The sequence below is a fragment of the Arenibacter catalasegens genome, from assembly GCF_002909235.1.
GTDB classification, from domain to species: domain Bacteria; phylum Bacteroidota; class Bacteroidia; order Flavobacteriales; family Flavobacteriaceae; genus Arenibacter; species Arenibacter catalasegens.
In genome coordinates this window covers 33273-45454 of record NZ_PHQQ01000017.1, presented here as the reverse complement: position 1 = coordinate 45454, position 12182 = coordinate 33273, and the positions used below count along the sequence as shown (strand labels likewise).

12 protein-coding genes are annotated in these 12182 nt (G+C 32.1%); 1 reads left to right on the top strand and 11 read right to left on the bottom strand.

Translation table 11 applies throughout. From position 1 onward, the window contains the following. Window positions 1-157: 157 nt before the first annotated feature. On the top strand, window positions 158-517 hold the full coding sequence (locus CWD90_RS13800; RefSeq protein ID WP_157941229.1) for a hypothetical protein: 360 nt from the start codon (window positions 158-160) through the stop codon (window positions 515-517). A 116-nt stretch (window positions 518-633) separates the two neighbouring features. Here CWD90_RS13800 and CWD90_RS13795 read toward each other — a convergent pair whose 3' ends face one another. The 11 genes from CWD90_RS13795 to CWD90_RS13745 all read right to left on the bottom strand — a co-directional run bounded on the left by CWD90_RS13795 (window position 634) and on the right by CWD90_RS13745 (window position 12126). Next, the gene (locus tag CWD90_RS13795; protein ID WP_103476658.1) at window positions 634-1641 is read right to left on the bottom strand and encodes a GNAT family N-acetyltransferase; all 1008 of its coding nucleotides are present in this window, start codon (window positions 1639-1641) and stop codon (window positions 634-636) included. A gap of 9 nt (window positions 1642-1650) precedes the next feature. After that, window positions 1651-2670: an ATP-grasp domain-containing protein gene (locus CWD90_RS13790; RefSeq protein WP_103476657.1), complete on the bottom strand. Its 1020-nt coding sequence runs from the start codon at window positions 2668-2670 to the stop codon at window positions 1651-1653. A gap of 16 nt (window positions 2671-2686) precedes the next feature. After that, window positions 2687-3703, bottom strand: a complete 1017-nt coding sequence (locus CWD90_RS13785) for a hypothetical protein (RefSeq protein ID WP_103476656.1) — start codon at window positions 3701-3703, stop codon at window positions 2687-2689. Further along, window positions 3703-4572, bottom strand: a complete 870-nt coding sequence (locus CWD90_RS13780) for a 1-aminocyclopropane-1-carboxylate deaminase/D-cysteine desulfhydrase (RefSeq protein WP_103476655.1) — start codon at window positions 4570-4572, stop codon at window positions 3703-3705. The genes CWD90_RS13785 and CWD90_RS13780 overlap by 1 nt, the downstream gene beginning before the upstream one ends. Before the next feature lie 73 nt (window positions 4573-4645). Further along, window positions 4646-5254 (bottom strand): sugar transferase, encoded by a 609-nt coding sequence (locus tag CWD90_RS13775; RefSeq protein WP_103476654.1) that lies wholly within the window; start codon window positions 5252-5254, stop codon window positions 4646-4648. 217 nt (window positions 5255-5471) lie between these two features. Next, window positions 5472-6626, bottom strand: a complete 1155-nt coding sequence (locus CWD90_RS13770; protein ID WP_103476653.1) for a glycosyltransferase family 4 protein — start codon at window positions 6624-6626, stop codon at window positions 5472-5474. Window positions 6627-6887: 261 nt separating this feature from the next. Next, complete coding sequence (locus CWD90_RS13765; RefSeq protein ID WP_239986523.1) at window positions 6888-7736, bottom strand: ATP-grasp fold amidoligase family protein; 849 nt, start codon at window positions 7734-7736, stop codon at window positions 6888-6890. 161 nt (window positions 7737-7897) lie between these two features. Beyond that, a complete protein-coding gene (locus CWD90_RS13760) occupies window positions 7898-9004 on the bottom strand; it encodes a glycosyltransferase (RefSeq protein ID WP_103476652.1) in 1107 nt (368 codons plus the stop codon). Next, on the bottom strand, window positions 9001-10071 hold the full coding sequence (locus tag CWD90_RS13755) for a glycosyltransferase (protein WP_103476651.1): 1071 nt from the start codon (window positions 10069-10071) through the stop codon (window positions 9001-9003). Before CWD90_RS13755 ends, CWD90_RS13760 begins: the two co-directional genes overlap by 4 nt. Continuing rightward, window positions 10055-11014: an ATP-grasp fold amidoligase family protein gene (locus tag CWD90_RS13750; RefSeq protein ID WP_103476650.1), complete on the bottom strand. Its 960-nt coding sequence runs from the start codon at window positions 11012-11014 to the stop codon at window positions 10055-10057. Before CWD90_RS13750 ends, CWD90_RS13755 begins: the two co-directional genes overlap by 17 nt. A 29-nt stretch (window positions 11015-11043) precedes the next feature. Further along, on the bottom strand, window positions 11044-12126 hold the full coding sequence (locus CWD90_RS13745; RefSeq protein WP_157941228.1) for an O-antigen ligase family protein: 1083 nt from the start codon (window positions 12124-12126) through the stop codon (window positions 11044-11046). Between the last annotated feature and the right edge of the window lie 56 nt (window positions 12127-12182).

Here is a 12182-nt window from a genome sequence, read left to right as displayed (position 1 = left end):
AGAAGGAGTTAATTTACTAACTTTAATTGATATTTTACCCATTCATTAAATAGAAAGTAATAATTATTATTTGAAATTTGGCTACGGCCCAAGGGATTAAGAAATAGATATGTTTTGGCTATTGTCAAATTTTAACGGTAACAATAAAATCAAAATTATGAAAGCTATAGGTTTTTTATTTCTTTGTTCTATTTTCATTTTCTGTGAAAGTAAATCCGTGTTGGATGAGCAGAATGAAACTAAAATAAGGGTCGTGAACAATAGTGTACATGAACTTGAAAGTGTGTCCCTATTTTCAGTGAGGTTTAATAATTTGGCACCAGGCGATACAACGGCCTACCAAGTATTGGATTTTGATGAATCCAAAGATGACCCAATGTTATATTGCATGGTCGACATCAATAATTTATCATTATTTCTAGAAATCCCAAAAAACGGAAGAAATTACACTTATTCTATTGATAGTCTAGACTTGGTTTCAAAAAGAATTTATTTTGAACGGTTCATAGATAATTAACTATCTATCAATGATTTTATGCCACGCTTTAGGTAGGTTTTTCATAGTCTTTAACTAATACTATGGTCGTAAAGGTTTAAATGAAATAGTATTAATTCAATACAATTTAAATCAAGTTATTCTATTTGAACATTTTGATTTTTTACAAAGATATTCTTAACTCCCTTCTTTTTGAGTTTTAGTTTTGTTTGAAAGTACTTTTGCATAACTTTTGCTAACGTTCTGGAAATAATAGATTTTCTATTGTAGAATACGTGATGGTCCAGAGTGTAAGTATCAGTGCTCCATCGATTTTTATAGCCATAATTGCCAAGACCTAAATCAAAAATTCTTATGTTGTTTTCAAAACAGATTTCGAATTGATTGGTTAAATACATATTGCCAATTTCATACTTGGCAAAGTCGATATCGAATACGGAGATAGCTCCCTTAATACTATCAGGGGTGTTGTAGTTTAGACAAATGGAAATAGGTTCAGAGCCATTATAGATAATGTAGAATGAAGCATTTTTGGTATTTATTAGAGGGTAAAAAATCTCATGGTAAAAATTCCAAATAGCATCGTTTAAATGACGATTGTATTGTTGTTTATCATCATATCTTTTTTCCAATAACTTGCGAAACGACTCAAATACTTTTTCATACTCCGATTCCGAGATTTCCCCATAATACCATTTGTAAGATATATCGTGCCTAGATTCCAACTGTCTCTTATTTCTCTGGATTTTCTTTATACGGCTGGGGCTTAATGTGGCTGTAAAATAGCTGTCAAGGTCGTCAAAGGATTTAAAATCGATTAAATACCCAGTGGAATCGTATATTTTGTGCAACCCGATCGAATTGTTGTAATCTAAAAAATCAGGCTTGTAATAAGTAGGCACATGATAAATTAGAATTACACCATTTTTTAATTTTTTAGCAGATTCAATTGGTCCATTTTCCGGTTTGGAATAGGATATTCCTAGCGATAAATTTTTCCCGATATTGATATATATTGGAAGAACTTTGTCCTTGATAAAGGAAATATTATCGATAAAATTAAATTTGTTTTCTAAATATCCATTACCAAAATGTTTCAGCCAAGTAGAGGAGTATATTTTGGAATTAGTAGTAATATCTTTCATTAAGTATTCTTATAAAATGTTTGGGATTTGCATCAACATATCACATTTTGAAAATAATAGGCCTGATTTAAACTTGTTAAACCTACTTACGTCATCCTCATTATTTAACCATGAAATATAAATGGCGGGAGTGTCAATACCAGCTTCATGTGAAAAAGGATAGCCTCCTCCAAATCTCGGATTTAATTCTAAAATATACATCTTGTTGTTGACCACAAAAAAATCGCAGTCCATATTCCCAATATGTTTGGTATGACTTCCGATCAATTCGCCGAATTTAGAAAAGTTTTCATCAATTACGGAAACAGCTTTATCTGTTTCACCAGAACGCATTGATAATTTTTTTCTTATAAAACAGCTATAATAATTTCCATTGAAATCATTTAAAATATCCATACCAAACTCTTCACCTTCTAATTTTTCCTGAATAATGATACTATGGTCAATATCACTTGAGCTAACAGTTTTAAGAATGGACCTCTTTATTCTTAATTTTTGTAACTCATAGGCTAGTAAAAGTTCTTTTTCATTTTCAACGACATCCACTCCAATAGACGCACTTCCCCATCTTGGTTTGACAATTAAGGGATAATGCAACGAAGTATCTTTTATTGCTTCCAAAGCACTCTCTATGGTTATAAAGGTTTTGGGCGTGGGTATGTTTAGGTTATTAAAGAAATTATAGGTTTTCCATTTGTCAGATGACATATCAATTACGTTCTCATCCGAAATAATTACTTTGGCCCCCAAAGCCTCTAATTCATTTTTATATTGTGAAAGTATAGGCAGTTCTAAATCATTTAATGAAATAATAGCCTTTATATTATTATCTTTAATTATAGATTTAAGGCTATCTATATATTCGGGATCGTATATAGACGGTACTTTAAAAGCTTTATCGGCATCTACCAAGGCAGGTGCAGTCAATTGCGTGTCAACAGCAATTATTTGGCCATTATTATTTAAGGCTTTTTTAAAATAATTAATTAAATAATTTCTTCTGCCGGCACAAGTAAATAGTATATTCACGTTTCTTTTTTAATGGTTAATGGTTTAATCTATATTTAGGAAAGTAATTTGACTCCGAATTTTTTTGGTCAACGGTTTGGAGTTCATCGTAAACATCGGGAATGGCTATTAATTTCCAAACATTGAAATCAACATAATTTTGGGCAAAGCAAGACTTGAACTTCATTAAAGAGCCTTCTCTTCCTCCGCTGCCTCCACCCATATTTAAATATTTCATGTCGTCCTTATGGCACAATATTCTTATTTGGTCATATAAAAATCGAATAGGACTTATATTGTAATATTTGTCATTGGTACAGGCTAATTCAATATGTGTTATACTCTTTGTCCCAAAATAAAAAACACCTGCCATTACTTCACCAGTCTCATTATGGATGGCTAAAATAATTTTGGCATCCGCCATGTCGGAATTTATTAAAGTCTCAAAATAATCCTTCTTGTAATAAAATGATTTATTGGCCTTTAGCCTATCCAGATTATTGTAATAAATAGCTATGAAAGTTTCAATATCTTCAGAATTTTCAGCAAATTTATAGTTGGCAATGGGCTTCAATTTTTTTATAAGCCTAATGGTGTCCTTTTTGTAGCAAAGAAATTGGTCATCCATGTCCATTTGCTGGTCAAAATACACCAATTCACCAATATTCTCGATTGCGCCCAGCTTATTCAATATTTTACTTTGATTGCGCAAATATGGATTTAATTTTGAAAAAGCCGTAACAATGTTTTGTTCACGCAACAACTGCTGAAATTCCATCGAAAAATTTTCGGAATCAAAAGAATCATCAACATTGATGGATACCGGACCTAAATATCCATGTACGGATACCAAATCGAATAATTCATCATTTATTTTTCGTTTTAAAAAAGGAATACCAACTTCAGTCTCATTTTTTTTGTAGGTGATGATAATTGGTTCTTCCCCTGTTTTCTTCATAACTTCATGGTATTCAAAGGTATGATATAGATCGTAGGATTCCATTCTTAATAGAAAGTTATTCCAATCTTTTTTGTTGTTTTTAATTTCAATCATTAGTTAAAATAGTTAAATATTCCACCAGTGTTCCAAAAAAGTATTTTCCCGGTAAGCATTTGTTTTTTAATAATTTGTTCCATGCCATATAATGCCTTAGCTGTATATGTTGTGTCTAGGGGAATTCCGTATTTGGTGTAGGAATTATTGGAAATTTGCAATATGTCATTATTGAATTTTTCATAGCCTCCACATAGATATTCATCAGCTACCGTTATATTTTTATCATCTTCAGGAATAGAGTATAGATTACATAACTTGGAATAGAATTCTTTTATTATTTTTTCCGATCTTAATCTTTCCCTGCCAACCGAAATTCCTATGACTTTTGTCTTTAAATTATATTTAGATATGCCGGCCAGTAAACCTGCTTGGGTTGAACCAGTGCCGCTAGCCAAGAAAATATAATCCGGGATAAAACCGCTTTCTTCTATTTCTTCGAAAATTTCAATATACGCCTTCCCACCTTCCATAGTATGTCCACCTCCATATAAATAGAATGGTTTGCGATCCATTGTTTGGTATTGGTTCATAGCTTTGTCCATTTCTATTGAAATTTCGTCAGCATTGGAAAAAACCACCTTGGCCCTAGTATTTCTAATTAATCTGGCATTGCCATTTTGAGATAAAAAATTTTCCTTATTGCCATGCAACACCAATGTGCAATCCAAATCGTACTTGGAACAGTATAATGCTGTCGCCCTGCAATGATTGGATTGTATTCCGCCTGTGGTCACAATTGAAGTGTATTTACCTTCTTGAATTGTATTATGTAGCGCCATCATTTTGCGGGCTTTGTTCCCGCCGCCTAATAAAGGAAATAAATCATCCCTAAAGATGGCAAAAGACGGATGGATAGATTGGATCATAATGGAATAAAACTTTTAATTATAAACTTAGATATGGCTTGGAAATAATCTAACAATTATTAATAAGTCAGGTTCATATTTTCGTTCGATGTTCAACCAAGGTTAACATGTTATCATCCAAAATTACATCGGATGGTCTTATTACCTTTAAAATTGTTTTATAGATTAATTTCAGATCATTGGCAAAAGATAAATTTTCCACATATTGAACATCTAGTTCTAGTTTTTCATCCCAACCAATGGCATTTCTTCCCGAGACTTGGGCCAATCCGGTAATTCCTGGTCTAATAGTATGCCTAATTGCTTCTCTTTTACTGTAGTAGGGTAAATAGTATGTCCGAAGTGGTCGTGGTCCAACTAGACTCATGTCGCCAGTTATTACATTAATTAATTGAGGAAGTTCATCCAACGACGTTTTTCTTAATAGGTTCCCCATTTTTGTTAATCGAGCTTCATCAGGTAATAATTTCCCACTTAAATCCTTTTTGTCCGTCATGCTCTTAAATTTGTACATTTTAAAAACAACTTCATTTTTGCCGGGCCTATCCTGTGAAAAGAAGGGGTTAGACCTATTAATGACCAAAGAAATAAGTGTGATGATTATAATAATGGGCAATAATAGTATGAAGGCTATCAAAGCTAATATTAAATCTAGTAATCTTTTGATTATCAATCTATACATTATTAATTTACATTAATTGGTTTAATGGTAAAATTAAATGGTAACCTCCTTTTGATTATATGAACTACAAAAATATAATTTCACAAAACGGCAGCCAATTAATTGTGCTCAACTATGAATTAAATCGGATTAATAGTTAAAAAGGAAGGATTGCTTTTTAGTCGATAATTCCTTTTTTTGTCAGAATATATCCAAAGAAAAATTGGACTGTCATCTGTTATTTTTCAGGATTTGGTGTTAACGAGTCATACTCTGCTAATATTGCATTCCAAATTACTGATCTATCGAATCTTACAGCGATAGAGTTTCTAGCATTTTTAAATTTTGATGTCCCATTATTTATGGTTTCGATCATAGCGACATATAGATCGTCCATACTTTTCGGAGGAACTATACAGCCATTCTCGCCGTTTACTATTATCTCATTACAACCATTTATATCTGAGACTATACTGGGAAGTCCCATGGCTCCTGCTTGCATTACCACATTGGGAAATCCTTCCCTATAACTAGGAAATGCCAACATATTGGAAATAGCAAAATAAGGACGAACGTCCCATTGCCAACCTAAATAAATTATATTAGGGTTGTTTTTTATATGATCCATGGTCTCAGGTAATAATGGGTCTAGATCTTTTTCAAATTCTCCTAGCAAAAGAAGTTTGACACTTTTATGGGTATCCTGAATTTTGCAAAAGGCTTCTACTAATTCATTTATCCCTTTATCTTTTACCATTCTACCAATATTTATAAATACAAAGTCACTTTCACCAATATTCAATTGCTGACGTAACGCCCCATTTTCCTCTTCGGAAAATAAACTAGGGTCAAAATGTGCTAGATCTATACCATTTGAGCTGCCATTTCCAATAACTTTTAGTTTATTTTTATTAGTGAAATTATGGTCAAGTATTATTTTTTCCAGCCCAAAGGAATTAGGATAAACTCTCGTTGCAAAGGCATAGGTGGCTTTTTCAGCGAAATTCAATATTATTCTTTTTATTCCTTTTGTTTCAAGAAGGGGAAGACCGGCAACCGTATGTAATCTGTGAGGAACTTTGGCAAAATAAGATGCCATCATGCCAAGTAGTCCTGCTTTTGGGGTGTGTGAATGGAGAATAAAAGGCTTTTCTTTTCTTAAAATGGTGTATAACTTTATTAATGCAACTACGTCTTTCAATGGGGAAATACTTCTGGACATCTGAAGTGGTATGACCCTTACGTTCTGTTCTTTTCTAACCTTGTCCAAGCGAATTCCTTTAGAAGACATTCCTATAACCTCGAAATGATCACTCATGAATTTTAATTGATTTTGAAGCAATCCATCTAAAGAACCGGATACGGTGGTAATACGAATAAGTTTTTTTTGCATTATTGATGTTGTATTGTTGTGTAGCAAAAGTATTGCTAATATTTTTTAAGAGGCGATTTTACTATTATGTTATCATCTAAACGTCAAAATTGATTTGACATTGTTTATCTGATTTTAATATTAACAATTCAAAACCATTGGTCAAGAAGAATGTTGAATATTTAGAAGGCCTAAAAGATTAAGGCTACAATTAAAAAATTAAACGAAATAAGAATTCTATAATAGATATTATTATTGAATTACTGACTTAAAAATTACCAATTACTCCTTATTAATAGGAATTCGAAGATTATCACCATAATGGGAGTCCCATTTTTTCGGAAAAATAATTTCTGTTCCACCCCCATGGTGGAAAGTTATTTCTCCAAAATATATTTCTTCATCAACTACATAAAAGTCGATTCGGGAATAGTAAAAATCTTTGGACAAAGATTTGGCTAAATCCACTAGAGTATTTAATGATTCAGGTTTCTGCATGGTTGGGCCATTGTCCCATACCGGCTTGTTGTCTACCCAAATACTCCAGGTAAATGGAAGCAATTCCCAATTTGCATTGTATAAATTTCTCTTATGATTGGAAAATCGGTCACTATCAACTTGAATAATTTGGGGGTCACCATTAAAGCAGTGAATTTTAAAATCATTAGGGATGTTACCGGAATTATCGATTAACAATTTTTCAACAATTATTCTAGGCCTAATATCCTTATATTGTTTTTCTTTTGCATGATGATAGTAGTTGTTTTTTAATCTTTGTTCTAAAGATTTTTGAATTTCTTCCCAATTAATTTTGGTTTTGTCCTTTACAATTACACCACCGGAGCTATCGTGATTGGTCTTTATAATGAACGGTGTTTCCGGAAGTTTTTCTGGTCTGATTTCCTTTGGATTATCTGTGGTGAAATAAAGAGGTACTAAATAATTTTCACCAATTTTGTTCTTTACATATTCCCTTACCGCATATTTATCTGCGCATTGAGTGTGTAGTGGAGTATTGTGATATAATTTGAGCCATTGAATCTTTTCGTTTAATGTTCTCGGATTATTTAAATCCAGATTATATCCCATTACCCGTTTAAATCTTTTTAAAATATAAGTTTTATCGGACATTATATAATTTCTATAAAAGATAAAGGGAGATAGCAGAAATTTACCTATTGGATTATAGTAGTAAAAATTCTTCATGGTGTTTCTAAAACTCGACATATTCTCTTGGTTATGTTTTTATAATACTAATCATCTATTAAATAATAGCCAAAATGGCCAATAAGTCAATGTTCTACAATTTCAATTATTTTCTCTACAAACCCGTTCATTGTTCTTTTTTCCAGATTTTGATTAAATATTTGCCGATTAATTTCTGTGTCTGCGACAAGGCAGTTTTTTATAGCATTGGTTAATTTGTCAACATTATTTATTTCACATGTGAAAATACCTGGTATTTCCTCGATTCCCCCAGCACTTATGGTACTAACAACTTTAGTGTTTTGCGACATCATCTGTAGGAGTACATTTGGAAACCCTTCAATTCTTGAAGACATAACACATAATTTAGCTTTTTTAAAATATGGATAGACATTCTTAACGAATCCAGCAAGGATAACCTTTTCGCCTAACTTTAAACGGGCTATTTGTTTTTGTAGATTATTTCTTTCCTTCCCTTCACCTAAAATTATTAGTTTTTGGTTTGGAAAGTCCTTCTGAAGTTCATAAAAAGATTCAATTAATATATCAAAACCCTTCACTGGTACTAATCGTCCAGCAGCAACTATAATATCACAATCATAACTCTCATTCAATTCTATTTTTGACTTTTGCTGAATCATATCTAAATCAATAGGATTGCTCATTACGATTACCTTTAGTTTCTTTTCCATCCAAGGATTTGCCGCTTGCAGTTGGGTTTTCATAAAATTGGTCTGACAAATTACTAAGTTTATTTTCGAGTAGCCTATTTTATATGCAAATGCATACATCTTTAATTTTTTACCTTTTAGTAAATGAAATATGGAATTGGACTCTCGAACGATAACTTTAGTTCTTCTAAGAAGGCCAATTTTCTTCATTAACCCTAAGAGTGCATTAATTAGTGTTTGGGAAGAGAACGTATTTTTAACTCTTGATGTGGTGCGCAATACTATTAGATAGGGAATGAATAATAAATAACCTAGGTATAAATTCTTACAAGGCAAATATTTAATTTTGCATTTATTTTCAAGAACTTCCCACATTCCAGATCGTTTTTCACTAAGAAAAACAATTAGGCACTTTTCATCCTTATTACTGAGGTAACTAGTAATATTAAATAATAGTTGTTCCGCTCCACCACCCAAACTGTCGGTAGGAATTACGATAAGCCAATCAAAATATTTTTTCATGCTACTAGTTCTCTAAAAAATGCTTCATAGTTTTCGAGTATTTTTTTCTCATTGTATTTTCTTAATACAGAATTACTAATGATTTTTGGATTCCATAATCCAATATCTATCATTTTAATAATCGAATTAATGTATTCTTCCTCGGTTTTAGCTATATAGCCGTTTATTCCGTTTTCAACTATTTCATTGATACCGCCAGGAGCTTCAAATACGACTACTGGGGTGCCAATAGCACAACTTTCTAACAGGGCATTAGGAAATCCTTCTACGTAAGATCCTTGAAGGTAAATATCACTGGATGCTAGATAATTTGGTATTTCTTTAGTAAAAGGAATATGTGTGGTCTTTTTATCTAGATTAAGAGTTGATATTAATTTTTTAATATTCTGTTCCTCTGGACCTGAACCTATAATGGTATAGTGAAAAGGGAACTTAAGTCTAGCTAGTGAATTTAAGATACGCCCATGGCCCTTTGGCTTAGCTAGGCGACCGACAGTTATGAAATTGATTACTTCTTTAGATTTAAAGTTGATAACATCTGTTTTTGCTTCAAAGTCGGAAGTTACAGGGTTATTTATAACAATTAATTTTTCTTTTTTAAATCCATAATTAGTAACTAAATCATTCATCATATCATTAGACTGGCAAATTACTTTTTTGATCGTATACTTTTTAAGCCAATCAAGATTAAGAAATTTTCTATTCTTAGGATTGTTACTGCCTTTCACTACAGTTTCCCTAGCAACAAAATTTACTCTTCTAAAAAATATGGCAAAAATAGCCATCATCGTATTCAAATGGCCAATTGAACTAACCACGATATCATTTTTTTCAAACAATAGATATTTGAATATTTTAAAAAACGCCAACCTGATTTTAGCTTTATTTAGATAAATTACACGAATGTTCGTGATTTCATATGCTTTGTCAGATTCACCGCCAATAACCAATAGAGTGGCATTAAATGTACTTTGATTCAAGTTAGATGCAATAAATGACATTACTCTTTCCGCACCTCCAGCCCTTAAAGACGGGATAATAAATGTTATATTAATCTTTTGGGACATCTTGTAATTTTAGTTTTGTAAGGATAAGTTCGCTTCCAAGTATTAAATCCCATTTTTCAGGTAATATTGGTTTGTTGCCCCCGTCATGATGAAAGGTAACTTCACCAAAATATAACTTACTATCTACATCATACCAATCTACTCGGACATAATCAAAATGAGTAGATATAATTTCGGATAGCGATATCATTTTCTCAAGGGTTTTAGGCCTTGGCACATCATCTGGACTGGGGTCTGTATATTTTCCAGGACCTTTTGGGGAAGACCATTTATAGGGCTCACGTTGCCAATGAGTATTGTACCAGTTTCTATAATGATTTGTTGTCCCTCTACCCATATCTACTTGAATCATTCTAACACTTCCATTAAAACAATGAAGTTTATAATCCTCTGGAATTTCTCCTTTACTGTTTTGTAATAATTTTTCTACAATAACTCTTGGAGTTATGTTCTTGTATTGCCATTCTTTGGATTTCGGATAGTAATTTTTTTCCATTCTTTTTTTTAATTTCTGTTGAATGTCTTCCCAATTCATTTTAGTTTTGTCCAAAACAAAAATTCCGCCACCACTGTCGTGATTGGTTTTTATTATACAGTGGGTATCAGGTAAATTATCAGCAATGATCTCATTAACATTTTGCGTATGAAAATATAACGGGACCAAATATTCTTCTCCAATATTATCTTTTATAAACCCCCGAACTTCGTATTTATCCGCGCATCGTGTATGTAGCGGTGTTCTATCATGTAATTTTAGCCAGATGATTTTTTCATTTAGAGTTTTGGGACTTCTTAAGTCGGGAAACTCTCCAAAGTGCTTTTTATATCTGTATTTCAGGTAAATGCGTTCCGGGACTATTTCTTTATTAATAAAGTGATACAAATTCATCACTATTTTACCAACTAAGGTTCTGTGATAGATATATTTTAATGGTTGTTTCATAGTTGAAGTAAAACGATTGGAAATTAGTTCTATTTTATAATTACAGAAGAACTTGCGGATATTTTTTTTATTTGTATAAAAATAAACATAGAAACAAGTACATTATAATAATTTGAAAAGTATCCGTGTCCTACCATTAGACTTATTGTTAGTACACAACTTAAATAAAAATATTCTGGATTCGATCTAAAAACCGAGTAACTTTTTATCAGCAAATAAATATAAATTCCGACTATTAATAAAAACGGAAATATACCGGCCTCTCCAATAACCATTAAAAATGAATTGTGGACACCAGGGAGACCGGGATGTTTTTTTTGCATATATTCATATCCGTTCCCAAAAAATGGCTTGTCGAAAATAACATCTGTATATAAAGCCCAAGTACCAGTTCTGGAACCTTCCTGTATAGTATTTGATTGAATTTTTTCATCACTGAATATACTTTTTAATGCCGAAAAACGAGCTGTATTCAAGGTTAAGAAACTCGAAACGGCAAATAACAAAACTAGTACCAAAGCTCCAATTGCCGGGGCAATAACGTTCTTTCTATTATGATAAATCGCAATCATATTTATCAACAACCATATTACTATAAAGGAGCGTGAAAAGGTTAGAATGCCCGCCAATGTAAAAATTAATTGCCCGCTTAATCTTAACCACTTATTGGACATGGAATAACTTAAGGCATAGCCAACTAAGCATATTGAGCCAGCGAAGTTGGGATTTAAATAAAAACCGCTGAAACGTCCATAGGTAGGGTAGAAGTTGGCATTGGCCAATGGGAATATGACTGCGTTAATAATAATACTTAAGGCGCCTATTAGCAAAATTATATAGATATCTTTATTGTTTGTTTTATGCAGTAAGTCTACCGCGCAAAAAACAACGATCATGAACCGAATAAAATCTTTAAAGAACCACTCTGGATCAATTTCTGCAAAATTAAGGCCACTTAATGTATAGTAAAGCACTCCCAACAAAATAAAAGGGAACATTAATTCGTGCTTTTCCTTTGAAAGAAAATAATAAGCTACTAACAATAAGGATGAGGCATAACTACTCAAGGATCCTAAACTACTTCCAAAATAAGCCAGAAGGTAGCTGGGCATATTACACAAAATTAAAAACAAGATAATATAACGTAGTAAATTCATTAACTATAGAT